This window comes from Lysobacter sp. Root690, assembly GCF_001427785.1.
Lineage (GTDB): Bacteria > Pseudomonadota > Gammaproteobacteria > Xanthomonadales > Xanthomonadaceae > Lysobacter.
In genome coordinates this window covers 5,133-27,848 of sequence record NZ_LMHM01000014.1, presented here as the reverse complement: position 1 = coordinate 27,848, position 22,716 = coordinate 5,133, and the positions used below count along the sequence as shown (strand labels likewise).

Here is a 22,716-nt window from a genome sequence, read left to right as displayed (position 1 = left end):
CATGACACCGATGCGGCCGCTGCGATGGCTTGCAGCGGCGCGGCGCGTCGTTCATCCGGACGCGCGATTTCGAACCCGATGCGATCTCAGAAATAGACCTGCATGCGCAGTTCGGTGATATTCGGATCCAGCTCGACGCCGCGGCGCTCGCTGTCGACCACGACGTAGTTGGCCTGCAACTTGAAGTGCTGGCCGATGTACCAGTTCAAGCCCAGCGTCCAGTCCTTCTGCTTGCCGCCGCGCAGCAAGCCGTGATCGATATTGACCGTGGAATAGCGCAGCGCGACTTCGAACGCGCCGTAGTCGTGCTTGGGCTTGACGTTGCCGAACGCGGCGCTCTTGTAGCTGCGCTTTTCGCCGGTGAGCACCCAGGCGCCGGACACGTAGTAACCGTCGGCTTCGTAGTCGGGCTGGCCCTCGCGTTGCACGGCCATGCGCAGGTATTCGCTTTGCAGCAACAACGGCCCGTGCTGCCAGATCGCCTCCAGTCCGGCGCGGTTGATCGCTTCGACCGAGCCGATCGCGCCCGAATCGACCAAGCGCACGGGAGTCAGAAAGGCTTCGGGCCGCACCCGGATGCGCGCGCTGTCGTCGTCGCGTTTTTCGTTCGAGCCCGACACGCCGACATGCACGATGTCGGCATCGGTCTTGACCGGATTGAACACCACCCGCGCGGCCAGCATGCGGCCGTCGTTGTCGCCCTGCAGATCGCCGCCGCTCATGACCGCGGCGTTGATGTACCAGCCCTTGAGCTTTTCGTAGGTCCAGTCGACGCCCAGGCGACGGCCCGCGTAGACCGTGGACACCGGCAGCGCGCGTTCGAGAAAGGTGGTCGACGTGGTGCCGACCGCGCCTTCCTCATAGCCCACCGCGGTCTTGAACTGGCCGATGCGCAGATCGCCGCCGCGCTCGTTGGACAGGCGGATGAAGTTGTCGAGCCAGACCTTGTTCTCGAAGTCGTAGCCCATCGCGGCGTCGAACACGCCCGGCTTGCGTACATAGGCGTTGAGTTCCTGGCGGCGCCAGGCATGGTCGTCGGCGAAGCGCGCGCCGCCGCCGGCGACCCGGTCGTCGCCGAACTCGTTGTAGTCGTAGCTGAGATTTCCCCTCAGACCGATCTCCACGCCCGATTCGGTCGTGGTCTTGACCGGCCAGTCGCCCAGCAGGCTGTAGCTCGGTGCCTCGGCCGCGACGGCCGACGAAAACGCCAACGACATCGCGCTCGCGAGCGCGCTCTTGATCCACATACCACTGCCCCCTGTTCACAGCCAAGCCGCCCAATGCGGCGATTACGATGCCGGCGCGGCGTGCGTGCGGCGCCGCCATCCCTTATCCGGCGCGGATCGCGCTTCGCGCCGATCCGCGTGATTCGAATGCATGGGGCCGGGCGTCCGCATTCGATCCCGACGCGCTTGCGTCGTCGCGGGATCGAATGCGGCGCCGGTGCCATGTCCATGCGTGCGCCGCCACCGCGCATCCCCATCCCGGTGGTCAACGCACCTGTTGCCGCGCCATGGATTGCGCTCTTGCCACACCGACACGTCGACGCGCATCGCGTACGCGCGCGGTCGATTCGCGATGCGAAATCGACGCTGCGTCGGATCTGCGTGATGCGTCATGCCGCCCCCCTTTCACTGGCGCCACCGCCGAAGATTCGCTGTCTCCAGCACTCGCTCAGGTCGGTGTTGCGCGCCTTCGATAATCGAGGCATCCGGGCTTGTCCATAGGGGAAAAGTGGATACGATCAGGCGAACTGCATTGCGCATGCCCGGCACAACCACGGGCGCACATGCGTTGCGTGTTTCTCATACCCACGGATAAAAACGCGCCAATTCGCCTTGCGCGCAGCGACGCTGGGCGTCGCGTTGTCTCGAAAGCCAACAAGGCAGTACGCCGCCGCATTGCTCCAATGCAGTGCCCAGGCGGGTAGCGTGTGACACGGCGCGACGAACGCTGCAATGCATGGCACAGGTTTCGCGCCGAGTTATGCGTCAGGCGCAATCGGCGCAGAAAATCCGAAAAAATGTGTTGTTCATCATCATGAAAATGTGATGGATATCTAGTTTAATCGTTCAGGCGCGCAAGCCATGTGTGCCACCCGGCATGCGAAATGTTTCAGCGATATGCGCACAGATTCGGCGCAGCCCGAAAGCTCGGTCGCGTTGGTCAGATCTTGAAATAGATCCGGCGCGCGTCCAGCCAGCGCACCACGCCCCACCACAGCGCGACAAAGGCCAGCGCGAACGCCAGCGACGGCAGATACGGACCGAACCGCGGCGTCATCCAGTCGGCAAAACCGTGCCGATAGAGCGGCTCCAGCCAGCCCATGCCCATCAGCAGATACAGCAGCAGCGCCGAGCCACCGTACGCGGCGATCGCATTGACGCCGAACGCGCGGCCCCAGGCCGGCCAACCGCGGCGGTCGATCAGTTGATGGAACAACGCAAGCACCCAGCACGACACTCCGCCGCTGCACAACACATAGGCCGGGGTCCACAGGTTCTTGTTGATCGGCTGTACGTACGACAGCAGCACGCCGGCGAGTGCGCACACGGCACCGGCGATCAGCAGCGCGCGCACGTGCCCGCGCCGCAACCAATCGCCCGCGCGCAGACCGAGCAATGTGGTCGCGAGCGCGCCGAGCGTGGACACCAGGCCTTCGGGGTCGTGGCCGCGTCCACTCGCATCGATCTGGTAGACGTGCACGCCGAACAGCGCGCTGTCGAAACGGCTGGCGATGTTCTCGAACGGTGCGTAGCTGCCGCCCGCCGCGAGCAAGGCGGCATAGCCCAACAGCAGCGCCGCGAACGCGATCCATTGCGCGCGCGCCGACAGGTACAAGGCCATCAGCGCGGCCGCGGCGAAACACAGGCCGATGCGCTGCAGCACGCCGGGCAGACGCAGGTATTCGCGATCGGTCACCCACATCGCGATCAGATGCAGCAGCAATCCCAGGCCGAGGATGCGCAGCCCGCGCCACAGCGCCGGCCGCAGCAGGCTGGCCGCGGCGACGCCGCTTTCGCGCCGCGGCATCAGCGCCAGCGCGATCGACACGCCGACGATGAACAGGAACATCGGAAACACCTGGTCGGTCGGCGTGTAGCCGTTCCATTCCGAGTGCAGCAGGGGCGCGTAGACATGACCCCAATCGCCGGGGTCGTTGACCAGCAGCATCGCCGCGACGGTCAGTCCGCGCAGCGCGTCGACCGAGGCGTAGCGCTTGGGCGCTGGGGATTGAAGCGATTGCGGGGCCGGCGCGTTCGGCGCCGCAGCGCCGGGTTCGGCGGACCCCGGGCTCACGCGGCTTGCGCGAGCGCTTCGCCGATCATGGCCTCGATGGCTTCCAGGTCGGGCAGCAGCGCGGCATCGTCGTTGAGCAGCACCCGTGCCTGCACACCGTGCGGCAGCACTTCGTCCTCGCGGCCGTCGACCAGCAAGCTGTCGGCCGATACCGTGACCAGACGCGGGAAGCCCTGGGTCAGCAGGGCGAAATACGGCAATCGCGAGGCCGCGCTGAGCGCCTTGAGCACCACCACCTTGCTGCCGAGGCCGCCCTGTTCGCGGGCCAGGCCGGACAGTTCGCCGAACGCGATCAGCGGCAGAGTCCAGCCGCGCCAACGGGTATGGCCGAGCAGCCAGCGCGGCGCGCCTTCGATCGGTGCCGGCGGCGCGTACGACAGCACCTCGGCGATGGTCGCGTTGGGCAGCAGCAGGCGGGTGCCGCCGGCCTGGATCAGCACGCCGCGAATGTCGGCGCGAATGTCGGCGCGCGAGGCGGTGTCGGGGGTGTCGCTGGCGGGAGTTTGATTCGACATCGCTGCATCCTCGCCGCGGATCGCGCGGCTTTCAAGCGAAGGCTTCGACGCGCGAAGCCGGTGCGTATTGCATCGCGGTCCGCGCTGGGGCCGCGATCGGGTCTGACTGAATAAACCGGCGCGGATCCCTCCGTGCCGTTTCACTGGATCGAACTCGGCCGCTGGATGCGCGTTCGCTTCGATGGAAACGCGCCAGCTGCCGACCAACATTTGAATCAGATCGGACTCTGCTTCGACCAGCGCGAGGCCAGCTTGGCCGCCAATTCGGCCGGTTGCCCGCTGCCGGCGCCACGCGCGATCGCGGCGCTGGCCGCGGCGGCGTCGTAGCAACCGTCGGGCGATTGGCCGACGACCAGCGCGCCATGCGCGGACAACTTCATCGCCGCATCGACCTGGGCGACGTCGGCGCCGCTGAACAACAGCACCGCGCTGTCGCCCGCCGGCAAGGCCTCGAACACGTCGCCGCCTTCGACGAACTGGATGCCGTTGTCGCCCGCTTCGATGCCCACGCCGGCCGGCAGGATGTAGATCACCCCGTCGATGGTGCGCGCGCCGACTTCGGCCAGCTTGACCAGCACCGGCGTCGCGCGCTGCATCTGCGCGACTAGCTTGTCGTAGCGGCCGCCGTCGAGGCGCTGCTGGACCAGCACCGGCCGGTCGAAATTCTCCGGCAGCGCGCCGAGCAGCTGACGCACCGCGTCCGGGCCGCCGATGCCGGCGAGCACCAGCACTGCGCCGTTGCGGGTCGAGACCGGCAGGCGATCGTCGACCAGTTCCAGCCCGGAAATGCGGCGTTCGATTTCGTCGAGATCGTGGCGGTTGAAATCGGGTTTGCCCGCGCCCGCGGCGGCGTCCGAGGCCGAGCCGGCATGCGCGCCGCTCTGGCCGGTCGCGGCGCTGACCAGGCTGGCCTCGTCGGTGAACGACCAGTCCGGCACCGAAGGCGCCGGCGGCGCGGCCGGCCTTGCAGCCAACGGCGCGTTGTCGTCGTTGAGATCGAAGTCGAGGCTGGATTCGAACGTGACCACGCCATCGCCGCCGCCGTGGCTACGGCCGTCGTCGAAATCGATCGGCGCGATCGGGGTGGGATCGCGCTGGGTCGCATCGAAATCGATGCGCGCGCCTTCGCTGGCGAAGGCCGCGTCCAGATCGATCAGTTCATGCACCTGGTTCGGCGCCGGCGGACGCCAGGCTTCCATGTCGCCCAGGCCGGTTTCGTCCAGCGGCGGCAAATCCGCCTGCACCGCATCGGACGCAACCCATTCGTCCAGACCCGGCGTGTACGGCCTGGCTTCGCCCGGTACCGCGGCGACGCTGTCGACCGCTTCCAGAGTCAGGCCTTCGAAATCGAAATCCGGCTCGTTGTCGGCATCGCTGGCAACCGTCGGAACCGTCAATTCTTCGATGCCGTCGTCGTCGGCCGCATAGGCTTCGATTTCGACGATGTCGGCATCGGCGATGGAATCTGCGCCGGCCGGCGTATCCAGCGGCGTGCTGCCCAGCGCCTGACGGGCGAAGAATTCGCGCGCTTCGTCCGGCAGCGGCGGCGGTTCGGACAGAATCCGGTCGCCCGACGAACCCAGCGGCGCGACCCGCGCCAGTTCGCTGGCCTGTTCGGCCGCGGCGAACGCGGACGGATCGGATGCGGGCTCGACCGAGCCGGCATCGAAGGCGTCCGACGGCGCGGCCGGTTCGGCTTCGAATACATCCTCGGCGACGTAGGCTCCGCCGGCTTCGATCACTTCGATCGATTCGTCGGTTTCGATCGCTTCGCTGGCTTCGATCGCTTCAATTTCTTCGATGCCGTCGTCCGCGGCGGCCGCGACGGATTCGTCGGCGAGTTCCGGCGCCGGCGCCGCGGCGACCTCGGCGAAACCGAAAATCGATCCCGGCGCCTGCGACGAGGGCAGGTCCTGCTCCAGCGTGGCCGGACGCACGAAGCCCTCGGCGATCAGCATCGGATCGGCTTCCGGCTCGGGTTCGCGACCCGGCGGCAGCACGTCGTCATGGCGATTGAGCTTGGCGCTGAGGTGGCGCGCCCAGCGCGCCGCGTCCCAGCCTTCGCGCGAGGCGGCCAGTTCGGCCTCCTCGAAGATCACTTCGATCGACGGATCCAGCAGCAGGTTTTCGAACCGGTCCAGCGCGTCCTCGGAGGCCGGATCGAGCACGACCACGACCACGTCGGGATCGGCCGCGTCCAGCGCCTGCGGATCGAGCACGGTCGGGTCGCCTTCCAGCACCAGATTCGCGCCGGCTTCGGCCAGCGCAACGCGGAGACGTTCGCAGGCCACACCGGCCCGCGCCAACAATACGACGCGACGCTCTGCTTCAGACATGACTACGGGTAATTCCCAGCAATTCGAACACGTTGCGCATCAACTCGGGCTCCTGGTACGGCTTGCCGAGATAACGCTCGACGCCGATCTCGAACGCGCGCTGGCGATGCTTTTCGCCGGTACGCGAGGTGATCATCACGATCGGCACGTCGCGCAGGTGCGGATCGGCCTTCATCTGGGTGGCGAGTTCGTAGCCGTCCATGCGCGGCATTTCGATGTCCAGCAGCATCAGGTCGGGCACGCGCTCGCCCAGACGCTCCAGCGCATCGATGCCGTCCTTCGCGGTCACGACTTCGAAGTTGTGGCGCTCGAGCACGCGGCCGGTCACCTTGCGCATGGTCACCGAATCGTCGACCACCATCACCAGCGGCACCCGGCGGGTTTCCGCCGGCGCCGACGGCGGCGGCGCGTTCTGGGTGAAGTCCTGCAGCAGCGCGGCGCGACGACGCACCAGCGGCGCGATGTCGAGGATCACCACCACGCGGCCGTCGCCCATGATGGTCGCGCCGAAGATGCCGGGCACCGAAGCCACCTGCGGGCCGACCGGCTTGACCACGATTTCGCGGTTACCGATGACCTGATCGATGGTGACCGCGGCGCGCAGATCGCCGGAGCGGATCAGCAGCAACGGCATCTGCAACTGGCCTTCGGCCTTGGCCGGTGCGTGGCCGACCAGCATGCCCAGGTCGTGGACGTGGTAGTCCTCGCCGCCGTAGCGGTAGCTGACATCGCCGGCGTCGAGCACGTCGCGCGACAGGCGACCGACGCCGCGCACCGAGGCGATCGGCACGGCGAAGGTGGTTTCGCCGATGCGCACGAACACCGCCTGGGTGACCGCGAGCGTCTGCGGCAAGCGCAGGGTGAAGTGAACGCCCTTGCCCGGATTGGAATGGATATCGAGCGTGCCGCCGAGCTGGCGCACTTCGCTGGCGACCACGTCCATGCCGACGCCGCGGCCGGCGAGGCGGCTGACTTCGTCGGCGGTGGAGAAGCCCGGTTCCAGGATCAGCGTGTCGAGATCGGCTTCGGACAGCACCGCGTCGGTGCGGACCAGGCCGCGCTCTTCGCCGCGGCGACGGATCGCCGCGCGGTCGAGACCGGCGCCGTCGTCGGCCACTTCCAGCACGACTTCCGAACCTTCGCGGCGCACCGCGATGCGCACCGTGCCTTCGTCCGGCTTGCCGGCGGCGCGACGCTGTTCGGGTTTTTCCAGGCCGTGCGCGACCGCGTTGCGGAGCATGTGCTCCAACGGCGCGGTCATGCGCTCGAGCACGTTGCGATCGAGTTCGCCCTGGGTGCCTTCGAGCTTCAGCGCGACCTGCTTGCCCAGTTCGCTGGAGGCCTGACGGACCACGCGGCGCAGACGCGGCAACAGCGTATCGAACGGCACCATGCGCGTGCGCATGAGGCCTTCCTGCAACTCCGAGCTCACGCGCGACTGCTGCAGCAGCAGGGTTTCGTACTGACGGGTCAGGTCGTCGAGGGTGTTCTGCAGGCTGTTCTGGTCGGCCGCCGATTCGCCCAGCGCACGCGACAGCTGCTGCAGGGTCGAGAAGCGGTCGAGTTCCAGCGGATCGAACGACTGGTCGCCCGATTCGCCCTCGCGCTGGTAGCGCGCGATGATCTGCGCTTCGGTTTCGATTTCCAGGCGACGCAGCTGATCGCGCATGCGCAGGTTGGTCTGCGCCATTTCCGCGATCGCGCCGCGGAACGCGCCCAACTGCTGTTCCAGGCGGGCGCGGTAGATCGCCACTTCGCCGGCGTAATTGACGAGACGGTCGAGCAGGTCGGCGCGGATACGCACCTGTTCCTGCGGAGCGCGCACGCCGATGTCGTCTTCGTCGGCGAAGGGCGCATCGACGATCGGCGCCGACAATGGCTTGAGTTCGCCGCTGTCGCTCGCGTCGCCGCGCGGCGCGGGAGTCGCCGCTACGTCGGTGTGTTCGTCCTCGATCAGGCCGGGCACGGTCTGACCGCGCGAACGCGCTTCGAATACCGCGATCAACGCATCGGGCATGGCGATCGCGCGACGCGTGCCGACCCGGGTGACCATGCCGTGCAGGCGATCGAAACCGCGTTCGAGCAGGACGATGCCGTCGCGGCCGAGTTCGGTGCGCTGGTCGACCACCGCTTCGAGCAGCGATTCCATGACGTGGCCGAGTTCGCCGACCGCCATGATGCCGGCCATGCGCGCGCCGCCCTTGAGCGTGTGCAGATCGCGCTGCAGGCCGACCAGCGGTTCGCGCTCGTTCGGTGCTTCGCGCAGTTGCGCGAGCAGACCGTCGGAGTGATCGAGCAGGTCGCCGCCTTCTTCGACGAAGATGTCGACCAGTTCCGGATCGAGTTCGGTCAGGTCGAGCGCGTCGTCCGGATCGGGATCGGCGCTGTAGGCCTTGGCGAACGCCGCCGCGAGCGCGGCGGAAATGCCGGCCACGGCGCTGGTCGGGGCGCCGCTATGTGCGGCGGCCGCGGGTTGCGGTTCGGCTTCGACTTGCGGTTCGGCGTCGGATTGGGTTTCTTCGTTGCTGGCGCCGATGCCGCTGTGGTCGTCGAAGCGCAGCTCGGCCAAGTCGTCGGCGGAGACTTCGTCGCCGGCCGCGGCGTCCACCGTTTCGCCTTGCTCGGGCGTCAGGCGTTCGGCGGCGTAGTCGGCTTCCAGGCGTTCGTATTCCAGGCGCTCGGCTTCGGCTTGTTCGGCCGCAAGGCGCTCGGTTTCAAGGCGTTCGGCTTCGGCCTGTTCGGTGGCGATGCGCTCAGCTTCAAGGCGTTCAGCTTCGGCTTGTTCGGCCGCGATGCGCTCGGCTTCGAGGCGTTCGGCTTCAGCTTGTTCGGCGGCGATGCGCTCGGCTTCAAGGCGTTCGGCTTCGGCCTGCTCTGCGACGATGCGCTCGGCTTCGAGGCGTTCGGCTTCGGCCTGCTCGGCGGCAATGCGCTCGGCTTCGAGACGTTCGGCTTCGGCCTGCTCGGCGGCGATGCGCTCGGCTTCGAGACGTTCGGCTTCGGCCTGCTCAGCGGCGATGCGCTCGGCTTCGAGGCGTTCGGCTTCGGCTTGCTCCGCGGCAATGCGCTCGGCTTCGAGGCGTTCGGCTTCGGCTTGTTCGGCGGCGATGCGTTCGGCTTCGAGGCGCTCGGCTTCAAGTCGTTCGAATTCAGCCCGCTCGGCGGCGGTGCGCGCGGCATGCTCGGCGGCGAGGCGCTCGGCTTCGGCGCGCTGCGCATGCTCGGCGTATTCGGCTTCGAGACGTTCGTATTCCAGCCGCTCTTCTTCGGCGACACGCTCGGCTTCCAGACGCGCGGCTTCGGCGCGTTCGGTTTCGATCCGCTCGGCTTCGAGACGTTCGGCCTCCAGACGGGCCGCCTCGGCCTGCTCGGCGGCCAGGCGTTCGGCTTCCACGCGCTCGGCTTCGGCTTGCTCGGCTGCAAGGCGCTCGGCTTCGGCTTGTTCCGCGGCCAGACGCTCGGCTTCCAGGCGTTCGGCTTCGGCCTGCTCGGCGGCGAGACGTTCGGCTTCAAGACGCGCGGTTTCAGCCTGCTCGGCGGCAAGGCGCTCGGCTTCGAGACGTTCGGCTTCGGCCTGTTCCGCGGCGAGGCGCTCGGCCTCGAGACGCGCGGTTTCGGCTTGTTCGGTCGCCAGACGTTCCGCCTCGGCCTGCTCGGCGGCGATACGTTCTGCTTCGATGCGTTCGGCTTCGAGCCGCTCCGCTTCGATGCGTTCTGCTTCGATGCGCGCCGCTTCGGCACGCTCGGCTTCGATACGTTCGGCCTCGAGCCGCGCGGCTTGCGCCTGCTCGGCCGCAAGGCGCTCGGCCTCGGCCTTAGCCGCGGCTTCGCGCTCGGCGGCGAGGCGGGCCTGTTCGATCGAGGCGTCGCTCAAGCCCATCGGGCCGACGGTGCTCGGGTCGAACTCGGCCGGCAATACATCGAGGCTGATTTCGAATTCGTCGTCGTAGTTCGGCGACTGGCGACCGGCGGCATCGGCCGTTTCGGTCTTGCTGGCGCTGTCCGGCGAAGCGTCGTAGCCGTCGAACGCGCTCAGGTCGGCGACCGTGAGTTCCGACAGCGACTGCCCTTCCGGCAAGCCGTCGAGGTCGTGATCGAACTCGTCGACGATCATCGGCGAACGCGCGTCGGGCAGGCTGTCGCGCAGCATGGCGATGCGTTCGGGCAGGCCGATGAACATCGGCACATGCGGGGTCGGCGACTTCAATGCTTCGACGGTGCGGCGGATCGCGTCGGCGACCGCGCTGAGCGCGGACATGCCTTCGGCGCTGGCCGGCGCACCGCTGGCGAGCAGACGCTTGACGTAGGCTTCGGTCGGCGCGGTGACGTCGGTGATGACCGGTACTTCGGTCATCGCGAACGCACCATTCAAGGTGTGGATCGAGCGCTGTACTGCGTCGGTGACCGGTTGCGGCGCGGTGTTCGACGCGGCCAGCCAGGCTTCGATCGTGACCAGATGCCCGGCGACTTCGCCGTCGAGGATTTCCAGCAGCACCGGATCGACCGAGGCCGGCACGTACGGGCCGTCGCTGACCACCGCCGGGGCGGTGTCGACGATTTCAGGCTCGCCCGCGACAGCGGCGACCGGCGCCTGGTAATAGGCTTCCTCGCCGTTGGCGAGGCGGTCGGCATGCGCTTCGATGCCGGCCACGTCCACGCTCAGCGGCGCTTCGTTGCGCAGCGCGGCGTAGAAACCCGGCAGCGCGCGATGCGCGTGCTCGACCAGATCGATGACTTCCGGGCTGGCCGGACGGCCGTGCTCGCGCACGCGGTTGAGCAGGTTCTCGACCTTCCAGCTGAATTCGCCCAGGGTGCGCGCGCCGACCAGGCGGCCGCTGCCCTTGAGGGTGTGGAACACGCGCCGCACCGGCTGCACCCGCGCCAGATCGTCGGGCGCTTCGCGCCACGCCGGCAGCAGGTGTTCGAGGTTGGCGATTTCCTCCTGGAACTCTTCCAGGAAGATTTCCCGCACTTCGTCGTCGATGTCGTCGACGGTTTCGAAACCGCCCTGGGCCGGCGACGATGCGCCGAGGAACGACGGCGGCGAGGACGGCAGCGCTTCGAGCATCGCCGTGTTGACCAGTCCGCCGGACACGCGTTCGGCGACGTCGACCGGTTCGGCGGGCGCGGCATGGCTTTCGTCGGGTTCGAACGCCGAGCTGTACTGCGCGGCGCCGTGTTCGGCATCGAGGGCGGCGTTGTCGATGGACTCGGCGGCGGCACTGGCGTCGTGCGCCTGCGCCTCCGACAGGCTCCAGTCGGGCGCGACCGGAATCTGGGTGTGCGATTCGCTCGCGACTGTTTCGCTTTCGCTCGCGCTCGCTGGCGGCGCGGTTTCGGCGACGGCGGGCGCCGCGCCTTCGGCGGCGACAACGGGCGGCGTGGCGACTTCGGCCTGCGGCTCGACCCGGACCACGTCCGGCAGCGGCCAGTAGCGCAGCACTTCCAGGCTCTGACGCGCGATGTCGAGGATGTCGTCGCGGTTCGGGCGCTGCTCGCGCAGCGCTTCGAGGTAGTACTCCAGGCTGGCCAGGGCATCGGCCAGGGTGTCGAGCTGCTGACCGCTGGGCACGCGGCGGCGGCCGATCAGTTCGACCTCGGTGTAACGCTTGACCCCGGTGAGGTAGTCGGCCGCCAGCGGCAGCTCGATCATGCGCAGGGCACCGGCGACTTCGTCGAGCACGCGCGGCACTTCGGCCAGTTCGTCGTGGTCCCACTTGGTCTCGACGAAGGCGACGAAGGACTGGCGCGCATCGCCGAAGTTGGCGATGGCTTCGCGCGCGACCACGTCGAGCACCTTGCGCGCTTCGCCAGCGAGCAGGTCCTCTTCGGCCTTGTCGTCGGGCAGGCCCAGGCGCGAGACCTGGTCGTCGAGCGAGGCGTCCACATATAGCAACGCGCCGGCGACATCGAGCAGGGTGCCTTCGTCGGCGGCGCGGCGGCCGTCGACGATGTCGTTCATCGCATCGCGCTGCTGCAGCACGACGGTGCGGGCCATGCCCAGGCCCATCATGCCGAGGGTGTCGCTGACCCGCGCCAACGCCTCGACCTGCGGACGCAGTTCGCCGGCGTCGGTCTGGTTGGTGCGCAGGTGCAGGTCGAGTGCGTCCTTGACCCGCAGCAGGTCTTCCTTGATCGCCGCGGCGACGGTGTCGAGCAGGGCGCGATTGCGTCCGCTCAGGCTGCCGCGGGCGTGTTCGAGTTCGGATTCGCTCGGCAGGTGCGCGGCGAGTTCGAAGGTCTGGCGCAGATCGTCCAGCGCCGGATGGCGGCCGTCGCTGTGGGCGACGTGATACAGCAGCTGGCGGGTCGGTTCGGCCGCGGGCTCGCCGCGCGGCGCGCTGAAGCCGTCGTCGGACAGGATCTGGCGCGCTTCGCGCTCGACCCCGCCAAAGGCCTGGCGCAGCGAACGCGTCGCCGGCAAGGCGCCATCGCGCACCGCGTGGGACACCGAGGAGGCGACCCAGAGCATGCGCCGCACCGGTTCGAGCACGACATCGGCGAGCAGGCCGTCGATCGCCGAAGCGAGCTGGGCCGGGTTCGACGGCACACCGTCTTCCGGCCACGCGGTCAGTGCATCGCGCAGCGCGGCCAGATGCGGCGCGCTGGCGTTGCGGCCGCCACCACTGCCGACCGGCAACGGCGGCGGCAGATGCGCCGGCAGCGGTCGGTCGAGGTTCGGCGCGAACAGCACGCTTTCGTTGAGGCCGGATTCGCCGCGGGTGGCGCGCAATTCGTTGAGCAGCGGCAGCAGCACGATCGGAATATCGCGATGGCCGCCCTGCAGGCGTTCCAGATAATCGGGCAGCAGCACCACGCCGCGCATCAGCGCCGCGCAGGCTTCGTCGCGATCGGCGACGCTGCCTTGCTGCAGCGCCAGGGCCAGACGTTCCATTTCCTCGGCGACCATCGCCGGGGCGTACAGCTCGACCATGCGCAAGGTGCCATGCACCTGATGCAGATGGTTGGCGCACACGCGCATGCGCGAGGTGTCGGCGGGATCTTCGGCAAACGCCTCGATCTCCTGCCGCGCCTGGCGCAGGGTTTCGTCCAGCTCGGGCTTGATCCAGCCCAGCGTGGTGGTGTCGATGGCTTCGCGCAGCGCGGTCATGGCGTGCTCCGCGCGTCAACGCGGTCGCGTCGCTGACGCGGTCCGTGGCTCTGCCAGCGATGTGTCGGAAGCTTCATCCTCGGTACAACCCTTCTGTAATGCTTGATCACCGCCGCCCGATCCATCGCCGCCCTGCCCGACCGCTTGCGCGGATCAGGCCGGCAGCTTGAAGTCGGCGACCGAACGGCGCAGGTCGGCCGCCAGTTGCGCCAGGTTTCCAATCGACGCGGCGGTCTGGTTGGCGCCCTGCGAGGTCTGCGAGGTGATCTGCTGAATCGTGTTCATCGTCTGGGTGATGTTCGACGCCGCGCTGGACTGCTGCTGGGCCGCGCTGGAGATGCCTTGAATCAGGTTCGACAGATCCGACGACACCTTTTCGATCTCGCCCAGTGCGGTACCGGCGTCTTCCGCCAATCGTGCGCCCGCGACCACTTCCGAAGTCGTCTGTTCCATCGAGCTCACAGCTTCGTTGGTGTCGGACTGAATTGTCTGGACCAATGTCTCGATTCGCTTGGTCGCGTTGGACGCGCGTTCGGCGAGTCGTTGCACTTCGTCGGCCACCACCGCGAACCCGCGGCCCGCTTCACCGGCCGATGCGGCCTGAATCGCGGCGTTCAGCGCCAGGATGTTGGTCTGTTCGGAAATGTCGTTGATGAGTTCGACGATCGAGCCGATTTCCTGCGAGCTTTCGCCCAGGCGCTTGATTCGCTTCGAGGTCTCCTGGATCTGGTCGCGGATCGAGTCCATGCCTTGAATCGTCTGCCGCACCACGCCCGCGCCCTTGGTCGCGATCTGCACCGAGCGCTGCGCCACGTCGGCCGACTCGGCCGAGTTCTTCGACACCTGGTCGATCGAGGCCGCGATTTCGCTGATGCGGTCGGAGGCCGAGCTGATCTCGTGCGCCTGGTGTTCGGCGGCCTCGGCCAGATGCATGGCGGTGGCCTGGGTTTCCTGAGCGCTCGACGCCACCTGCACCGAGGTGTCGGTAATCGTCTGCACCAGGCTGCGCAGCTGTTCGACCGCGAAGTTGATCGAGTCGGCGATCGCGCCGGTCATGTCCTCGGTGACCGTCGCCTTTACCGTGAGGTCGCCTTCCGCCAGCGAACCCATTTCGTCCAGCAGGCGCATGATGGCCTCCTGGTTGCGGTCGTTGAGTTCCTTGGTGGTCTGGTAACGGCGCTGCTGGGCGTAGTTCAACGAGAACAGCAAGCCGGCGATCGCGACCAGCGCGGCCAGGCCGGAGATGATCGAGACCCAGATGTTGCCCATGAAGCTGGTGTCGCGCAGCGAGCCGAACGCGGTGAAGGCGCTGAACAGCGACTGGCTGTCGGTCAGCATCTTGTCGGCGCCGCCGGTGATCGATTCGGCCGCGGCCTGGGCCTGGAACAGGTCCTTGGAGCTGGCCGAGATCGCGTCGAGATCCTTCTTCATCTCCAGCCACAGCGCTTCGGCCTGGCCCAGCGCGGCCAGCGCGCCGCCGTTGGACAGCGCGTTGACGCCGAACGAGGCGTCGCCCTTGCGCAGGCCGGTGAGGATGTTGCCGAACACGATCGCGTCGCGGCCGAGCGCTTCGCCGGCCATGCCGGCGCCGCTGCCGCCGGCGCGGATTTCGGTGATGCGGCGGGCCATGGTCGCCGACAGCACGACCTGGCGCAGGGCGATGTAGACCTGCGAGGACGGCGAGCCGGAAGCCGACATCGCGCGGACCAGTTCGTCCAGGCGCGCCTGCAGCTGCGGGACCTTGCTGGAGAAGCTGTCGGCGTTGCCGGCCAGGGCCAGCACCGCGGTCTCGCTGGCGGTCACCTGGGCCGCGCTCTTACCGAGCGGCTCCCAGCTCTTGCTGACCGCGCCGATCGGGCCGGACACGCCGGCGGTGGTGCCGTAGTTGTCGTTGAGCTTCTGGATGTCGGCGTCGATGTCGCCGCGGGTCTTCTTGAACGCGGTGAACGCGTCCTTGTTGCCGCCGACCGCTTCACGCGCCTGCACCGCGAGCTTCTGCGAGTTGACCTGCAGGCTCGAGGCCGACGAACTCGCGCCGCCCAGGCGCGCGGCCTTCCATGTCGCATAGCCTGTGTTGAGACCGAACACCAAGACCGATAGGGCCAGCACGATCAGCCAGGTGTTGGCGCCCAGAAGGCGGCTCTTGCCGGCGTTGTCCATCACAGTGCTCATGGTTCGGAAACCTCAGGTGTACTTGCGTGTACTTGCTGGATTGAAGGGAGCGGCTTCAGGCCGCTGCTTGTCGGAATTCGGGAGTGCGCGCCAGCCGGTCGAGGCTGAAGATGCCCCAGGGCTGGCCGTCGATCAGGTAGGCGCGATCGACGAAATAGCCATAGCGGCCCTCGGTGAGGCCGTGTCCGGCCGCTTCCTCGAGGGTCACCTGTTGTTGGTCATGAAAACTGCGCTGGCCGAACAGTTCGTCGATCAGCACCGCCACGTCGCCGCCGGGCTGGCGCACCAGCAGGATGCGGTGGCCTTCGTGCAGCACGGTGCGCTCGCCTTCGAGGAACTGCTTGAGGTCGACGATCGGCAGCAGATTGCCGCGCACGTTGGCCAGCCCGAGCATCCACGGCTGCGCGCCGGGCACCTGGGTGACCTGCGGCAGCGACAGGATTTCGACCACTTCGGTGAAGGTCGAGGCCATGCGGCGGCCGCCGATGCGGTAGCCGACGCCGCGCCACAGGCCGGGCGCATCGAGCTGTTCGGGCAGGCCGGGCACGTGCGCCAGGGAGCGGCGCTCGTAATCGGTCAGCACATCGAACGGCGGCTTGAACGTCATCGTTTCGGTTATCCGGCAAGTAGTGCGTTGATTCGCGCGATCAATTCGTCTTCCCTCGGCGGCTTGACGATGTAATCGCGCGCGCCCTGGCGCATGCCCCAGGCGCGGTCGGTTTCCATGCCCTTGGTGCTGACGATCAGGACCGGGATCTGGCTGGTGTCGGCATCGCGGCTGAGCGCGCGCGTGGCCTGAAACCCGTTCATGCCCGGCAGCACCACGTCCATCATCACCAGGTCCGGCCGCTCGCGCTTGCAGGCCTCGATGCCGTCCTCGGCACTGCCGGAGGCGAACACTTCGTGCCCGTTGCGCTGAAGCAACTGCGTCAGCACCGCGGTATCCGTCGGCGAGTCCTCAATAAGCAGGATGCGTGCCATGGTGTGCCTTACCCCCCGGTCAGGCGTGAACGTGCTTGCGGATCGCGTCGAGGAGCTCCTCGCGCGTGAATGGCTTGGTCAGGTACTGCTCCGATCCGACGATGCGCCCACGCGCCTTGTCGAACAGGCCGTCCTTGGAAGACAGCATGATGACCGGCGTGCTCTTGAACAGTTGATTGTTCTTGATGAGCGCACAGGTCTGATAGCCGTCCAGACGCGGCATCATGATATCCACGAAAATGATCTGTGGCTGCTGATCGGCGATCTTCGCCAACGCTTCGAATCCGTCGATGGCCGTGACCACCTCGCATCCTTCGCGCTTCAACAGCGTCTCGGCGGTTCGACGGATGGTCTTGGAATCGTCGATCACCATGACCTTCAGACCATCGAGGCTGCCGCTACGAACCTCGTCGAGCATTCTTTGTATCCCCCATTGCGACGCCGTTGAATCCCCGGGCGTCGCGAAGCCGTCTTTATTCCAAGCCGCACGCGGGCTGTCAAGCGCGCCTTCCGTGCTCGGAAACTGAATACGCAGCATATCGGCATCACAGGACAACCTTGCCGCGCATCACCGATGCCGGCGGCCGCTTCCATCGGCCTGCGTATGTCGCCCCTCGCATCGTGCGATGTGATTGATCGTTGCGTGTCGCAAATGGACGCAGGGCGACCGTTTCCGACCCCGCCATCATGACAGATACCGGCGACCTGCCTGCTACCATCACGTCAATCTTTCAGGATTCCGTTCCCATGCCGTTGGACATCGTCGTCGTGATGGACCCGATCGGGTCGATCAAGATCGCCAAGGACTCAACCTTCGCCATGCTACTGGAAGCGCAGCGGCGCGGACATCGGCTGTGGTATGTGCGGCCCGGCGGGCTGAGCCTGCTCGGCGGCGCGGCGCGCGCCACGGTGGCGGCGTTGCGGGTCCGCGACGACAAGGCGGGCTGGTTCGAATTGGGAGATTGGTCACAGATTGAACTCGGTCACGGCCACGTAGTGCTGATGCGCAAGGACCCGCCGGTCGACGCCGAATACCTGCACGACACCCAGATCCTGTCGGTCGCCCAGCGCGCCGGCGCGTTCGTGGTCAACGACCCGCAGGGCCTGCGCGACTACAACGAGAAGCTGGCCGCACTGCTGTTTCCGCAGTGCTGCATCGACACCCTGGTCAGCCGCGATCCGGCCGAGCTCAAGGCCTTCGTCCAGCAGCACGGTCAGGCGGTGCTCAAGCCGCTCGACGGCATGGGCGGGCGCTCGATCTTCCGCGCCGCGGCGGGCGAGGCCAACCTCAACGTGATCCTGGAAACCCTCGGCGATGGCGGCCAGCACCTTGTGATGGCGCAGAAGTTCCTGCCGCAGATCAGCGACGGCGACAAGCGCATCCTGCTGGTCGACGGCGTGCCGGTCGACTACGCGCTGGCGCGGATTCCGCAAGGCGACGAGTTCCGCGGCAACCTCGCCGCGGGCGGCCGCGGCGAAGGCCGGCCGCTGAGCGAGCGCGATCGCTGGATCGCCCACGAGGTCGGTCCGGAAATGAAACGCCGCGGCATGTTGTTCGTCGGCCTGGACGTGATCGGCGATTACATGACCGAACTCAACGTCACCAGCCCGACCTGCATCCGCGAGCTCGACGAACAGTTCGGCCTCAACATCGCCGGCCTGCTGTTCGACGCGATCGAGGCCCGCATCGCAGCCGCCCAGGCGGCATGAGCGCGGCCGCACCCACCCTGCCCGGCGGCGGCCTGGCCGAACCGCAGCGTTTCAGCGCCACCCTGGTGCTGTCGGTGATCGTCCACGGCATTCTCTTGCTGGGCGTCGGCTACACCCTGGAGCAGGCCGCGCCGGTGGTGCCGACCCTGGACGTGATCCTCACCCAGACCCAAACCGCGCTGACACCCAAGCAGGCCGACTTCCTCGCCCAGGCCAACAATCAGGGCGGCGGCGAGCACGACAAGAGCACCCGCCCGCGCGACAACCAGTCCGGTCCGGCACCGCAGGCCGAGGCCGGCGTGGCCCAGATGCAATTGCGCGCGCAATCGCCGACCGCCCAGCCCGATCCGGTCGCGCGCGTGGTCAGCAGCACCCGCGGCGAGACCGTGGTGGCGCGCGACCGCGCCACCCAGACCCCGACCGAACGGCCGTTGCCGGTCGGCGAACGCAAGATCGAACACGACATCGAGATGGCGCGGCTGGCGGCCGAGATCCACATGCGCTCGGAGCGCTACGCCAAGCGGCCCACGCGCAAGTTCGTCTCCGCGAGCACCACCGAATACGCCTGGGCCGGCTATCTGCGCGCCTGGGTCGACCGGGTCGAGCGCGTCGGCAACCTCAACTACCCCGACGAAGCGCGCCGTCGCCGCCTGGCCGGACAAGTCGTCATCAGCGTGGCGGTACGGCGCAACGGAAGTGTCGAACGCGCCGACATCGTGCGCAGCAGCGGCATCGCATTGCTTGACGCCTCGGCGCTGCGGATCGCCAGACTGGCCGAACCGTATCCGCCGCTGCCGAAGACCGAGGAGAACCCGGACATTCTGCATGTGACGCGGACTTGGAATTTCTTGCCGGGTGGGTCGTTGGTGGACGAATAAATCGCGGTCACTCCGCGTTATCGTGAGCATCGCGCCGGCACGGTGCCGGCCGCGCCCGCTTCATGGATCGAAACGCATGCGCGTCCACCATCGCTTCTTCCGTCGCCGCTCCATCCTCACCTTGGTCGGGGCACTTGCGATTGCGCTCGGCGGCTGCGGCCGCGACGCCGGCCGAAGCGCGACCGCCGACGATGACGCGCGCTGGGCCGCGCTTGGCGGTCGTCTGTTCGCCGATCCAAGCCTCAGCGCCGACGGCCAGGTCAGTTGCGCCAGTTGCCATCGCGCCGAGCATGCGTTCTCCGACACGCGCGCGGTTTCGATCGGCACCGGCGGCAAGACCGGCACCCGCAACGCGCCGAGCCTGCTCGACGTGGGCGAGTTGTCGCATTTCTTTTGGGACGGCCGCGAATCGCGCCTGGAAATCGTGGTGCTGCAGCCGCTGACCAATCCGGTCGAGATGGGCCTGGCTTCGACCGAGGAACTGCTGCGCCGTCTCGCCTCCGAGCCGCGCCACGCTGACGCGTTCGCCGAACTCGGCGGGCTTTCCGCCGATGCCGTCGCTCGCGCCCTCACCGCCCACCTGCGCACGCTGCGCAGCGGCGAAAACGCCTACGACCGCTTCCAGTCCGGTGACCGCACCGCGCTCGATACCGACCAGCAAGCCGGCCTGGCCTTGTTCACTGGCAAGGCCAGCTGCGGCGACTGCCACCAGCTGCAACCCGGCCGCGCGCGCTTCACCGACGATCGCTTCCACCACCTGGGCGTCAACGACAGCGCCATCGCCGGACGGGTCGCCGGCCTGATCCAGCGCCTGGACGGCAAGCGCGACCTCGGCGCGACGGTGTTGACCGAAGCCGACATCGCCGGCCTCGGCCACTTTGTCGCCACCCGCAAGCCCGCCGACCTCGCCGCCTTCCGCACCCCATCGCTGCGCAACGTCGCCCGCACCGCGCCGTACATGCACGACGGCTCGGTGGCGACGCTGGAGGAGGCGGTGGACCAGGAGGTGTATTACCGCGGCATCAGCAAGGGCCGACCGTTGTCGATGACGGTGGAGGAGCGGCGGCAGTTGTTGGCGTTCTTGCGGGCGCTGTCCGCCCCTGATCGTCTCTAATGCAATCACCCCAGGGCAGCGCGGACGCGACACTGTCCAATAAACGTCTCATATGTGTACTCAGCAGCGGTCGCTACGACCTAACAACAAGATCGCCAACAAAGCCGATCCCGTTGTATTCGCCGCTTCCCTCGCCGATTGCCAGGTCATGATCGTGGACGCAATCGACCTGATCGATCAAGGCAACTGAACGAAGCTATGTACACGGCACACGTATGGCCGCCGACCGCAAAAGAAGAACACGCAAGCGCCACCGGGCTGATCGCCGCCGACCCCTTCGGCGAGTTTTATGACCAGCCGGACCTCGCCTTGCGCAACCAGCTCACCGTTTTCCCTAAGCACCGCCGTCGTGCCAGAACGCTCTGCCGAGTCCACCCAGTCTGTGAACAGAGCAAAAGCGAGTGCACCGTGAGCCAGAGCCGCACACACGAACATCACGCTTATGCATGCAAATAAAACGCGCACTCCGGCGGACGGTCCACTCGCTCTCGGCTCCAACGAGATGCTTGCCGTGAATACGGCAAACACCACTGCGCCCACGGCGAATGCGGCATACCAAAGCGCTTGACGGGAATTCGCAGTCATCTGCCCTTGCCGATCTGAGTTCCGGTAATGCTACTGGTGGCCGAAACGACTGTACCTGGAAGGCCAGCCGATACTCCTTTGCACTACCTGAGAAGCATCCGGTGAAGGAAGTCCCTACGCTACAAGCGCGATGAAGCCACCAAGCCCAGCGTCCAGAGTAACGCCCGCAAGCGCCCCATAGTTGAAGTGCCGACATGACCTTGGCTTGCTCAACTAGCGGTCCACTGTCCGATCACATTACCAGTGCCGCTAGTCGCGGCCCTGAAGTCCACGTGCAAATCGTGTGCGCACCTTGGCCCTAGGCCTTGCGGTTCATCGCCGGCAAGCGCAGCGTGATTGGCGAAGCTCAGGGAGATGCGATAGATGGCATCCACCAAGCGGATGCTGCGCTGTTCCAGATATCCCAGCGCCTCAGGCCCATCCTTCTAAGCCGAGAGGTAGCAGTCGATCACCTGCGCCCGCTTTAGATCAAATTGTTAGCCGCCGCAGTCATTTTTTAGCCTTTTCGAAAAAAACATCAATATCCGTGGCTAGCCGATGACAGGGTGAGTGTGCCGCAAAAAAGCGATTGCACTCTTGCTCTGCCCTAAAGCTGCGATCGATGCTGTAGTCGCTCTGCCGACCCGTCGAAATGTTATGCGGCACCAGCATCAGTGCATATGTCCGCCTTGGTGAGTCAGATGCGCCTAGCCTGGCAACTAAATCCGCAGCGACTGCATCACTTGGCCGCTTCAGGTATCGGGCAAAAAAATAATCGCTTGACCTAAAGTGCTCCACACCAAAGATGTATCGCGACGCCATCTTTCGCGCGTCTATTTCGCTTTATTTTTTGGCTGGAGTAGCTTGGCTTTATCGTGGATCCTAGAGCGACTTCCTAAAAAAGATACGCACCGCCCTACAAGCGGATCGAGCAAAAAACTGATGCCATTTCAACGTCGCAACAAATCATTCAGTATTTCTTGCCGACCATTTTATGCTGATTGAAATAGATATACAAAATAAAAGCAAAAACAAAGAAAGTAAGGCAAAAAAATTTTAAGCCACGCTCTCCTGAACCAGAAGGCACCGGAAAATAATGAAATACAGATGCAAAGTTGACTATCAGCCCGATCGACGCCGTCGTAAGAAATGCCCAGTAAAATCTAAGCCAGTGTCCGGAAGCCATGAATATCGCTGCCACGGCAATAACCAAAGCACTTCCCCAGTGCGACTCCCGCACTAATGGTAACGACATACTAAATCCAACGATTAAATAGAAACAAGCAACCGCCTTAGAGACAAACCAAAAATGATCAACAGTTCGCATTCACGGCTCCTCTCACGCGCACCCACAGCTCGACCTCTCACCATTCCCGAAGAGTGCATCGTTAGCGCCCCTCAACTCCGGATTTCAACTCATCGTGCGTGGGCCAGGATTTTATGTAGGGTGAATCAAGCAGACCGTGATAATCGCCAACATTGCTCCAGAATTTCCACGCTTGATAGCCAACAGTTAACCCATGCATGACACCCCAGGAATAGCTGTCACTACTGACTTCCATATAACTGTACAAATAGTGCTCCGCATTACGCAGGGCTTCAGCGGAAGTACCAGGCAGCACTTCACCATCACCCCCCCCCTTAGACCTATAATCTTCCACCAGGCATCTGCGCCATATTTTTCCAAATAATGTTGGGCCAGACATTTCCCCAAGAAATCCAACCCCAAGGGATCACTGAAGCGAACGGGATTTCCACCAGCATAAGCATAAAAATTAGGTCCGCCTGCCAACCCGATCGGGTCCTCGCTGATAAATNCGCGCCATCCCGGGATGGTAGTAGCGCGCCCGATAGTAATAGAGTCCGCTCTCGTCCAGTTCGCGACCCGTGTACTGATACGGATTGCTGAATCCGCCCTGCGCGGCCTGCGTTTGACCGTACGGGGTGTAATCGTAATGCTGCACCACCGCGCCGCTCGCATTCGACAACGCCTTCGTGCTTCCCAATGCGTCGGTCAGAAAGTATGTCCGGCCTG

Annotated in this window: 13 protein-coding genes; 3 read left to right on the top strand and 10 right to left on the bottom strand. The window is 66.1% G+C overall.

Translation table 11 applies throughout. From position 1 onward, the window contains the following. Positions 1-86: 86 nt before the first annotated feature. The 9 genes from ASD86_RS16410 to pilG all read right to left on the bottom strand — a co-directional run bounded on the left by ASD86_RS16410 (position 87) and on the right by pilG (position 16,833). On the bottom strand, positions 87-1,247 hold the full coding sequence (locus ASD86_RS16410; protein ID WP_056112889.1) for a porin: 1,161 nt from the start codon (positions 1,245-1,247) through the stop codon (positions 87-89). Between the two features lie 919 nt (positions 1,248-2,166). Further along, complete coding sequence (locus ASD86_RS16405; protein ID WP_255357299.1) at positions 2,167-3,300, bottom strand: heparan-alpha-glucosaminide N-acetyltransferase domain-containing protein; 1,134 nt, start codon at positions 3,298-3,300, stop codon at positions 2,167-2,169. Next, complete coding sequence (locus tag ASD86_RS16400) at positions 3,297-3,815, bottom strand: chemotaxis protein CheW (protein ID WP_056113235.1); 519 nt, start codon at positions 3,813-3,815, stop codon at positions 3,297-3,299. The genes ASD86_RS16405 and ASD86_RS16400 overlap by 4 nt, the downstream gene beginning before the upstream one ends. A gap of 215 nt (positions 3,816-4,030) precedes the next feature. Then, entirely contained in the window at positions 4,031-6,151 is a 2,121-nt protein-coding gene (locus ASD86_RS16395) for a chemotaxis protein CheB (protein WP_082578423.1), read from the bottom strand. Continuing rightward, positions 6,144-13,262: an Hpt domain-containing protein gene (locus tag ASD86_RS16390; protein WP_056112883.1), complete on the bottom strand. Its 7,119-nt coding sequence runs from the start codon at positions 13,260-13,262 to the stop codon at positions 6,144-6,146. The genes ASD86_RS16395 and ASD86_RS16390 overlap by 8 nt, the downstream gene beginning before the upstream one ends. Positions 13,263-13,415: 153 nt before the next feature. After that, positions 13,416-15,434, bottom strand: a complete 2,019-nt coding sequence (locus ASD86_RS16385; RefSeq protein WP_056112880.1) for a methyl-accepting chemotaxis protein — start codon at positions 15,432-15,434, stop codon at positions 13,416-13,418. Positions 15,435-15,489: 55 nt separating this feature from the next. After that, entirely contained in the window at positions 15,490-16,041 is a 552-nt protein-coding gene (locus ASD86_RS16380) for a chemotaxis protein CheW (RefSeq protein WP_036112830.1), read from the bottom strand. Between the two features lie 8 nt (positions 16,042-16,049). Further along, positions 16,050-16,415 carry a response regulator gene (locus ASD86_RS16375; RefSeq protein ID WP_036112827.1) on the bottom strand — a complete coding sequence of 122 codons (366 nt, stop codon included), beginning with the start codon at positions 16,413-16,415 and terminating at the stop codon, positions 16,050-16,052. Positions 16,416-16,434: 19 nt separating this feature from the next. After that, complete coding sequence (gene pilG, locus ASD86_RS16370) at positions 16,435-16,833, bottom strand: twitching motility response regulator PilG (RefSeq protein WP_036112825.1); 399 nt, start codon at positions 16,831-16,833, stop codon at positions 16,435-16,437. A gap of 329 nt (positions 16,834-17,162) precedes the next feature. On the opposite strand from pilG, the gene gshB reads away from it, so the two are divergent. The 3 genes from gshB (at position 17,163) to ASD86_RS16355 (ending at position 20,117) form a co-directional block, all read left to right on the top strand. After that, on the top strand, positions 17,163-18,125 hold the full coding sequence (gene gshB / locus ASD86_RS16365) for a glutathione synthase (protein ID WP_056112877.1): 963 nt from the start codon (positions 17,163-17,165) through the stop codon (positions 18,123-18,125). Then, positions 18,122-19,003, top strand: a complete 882-nt coding sequence (locus ASD86_RS16360; protein ID WP_056112874.1) for an energy transducer TonB — start codon at positions 18,122-18,124, stop codon at positions 19,001-19,003. Before gshB ends, ASD86_RS16360 begins: the two co-directional genes overlap by 4 nt. Before the next feature lie 76 nt (positions 19,004-19,079). Next, positions 19,080-20,117: a cytochrome c peroxidase gene (locus ASD86_RS16355; RefSeq protein ID WP_056112871.1), complete on the top strand. Its 1,038-nt coding sequence runs from the start codon at positions 19,080-19,082 to the stop codon at positions 20,115-20,117. Between the two features lie 1,534 nt (positions 20,118-21,651). On the opposite strand, the gene ASD86_RS26890 is transcribed toward ASD86_RS16355, so the two are convergent. Then, on the bottom strand, positions 21,652-22,008 hold the full coding sequence (locus ASD86_RS26890) for a hypothetical protein (RefSeq protein ID WP_157476761.1): 357 nt from the start codon (positions 22,006-22,008) through the stop codon (positions 21,652-21,654). Positions 22,009-22,716 lie beyond the last annotated feature (708 nt).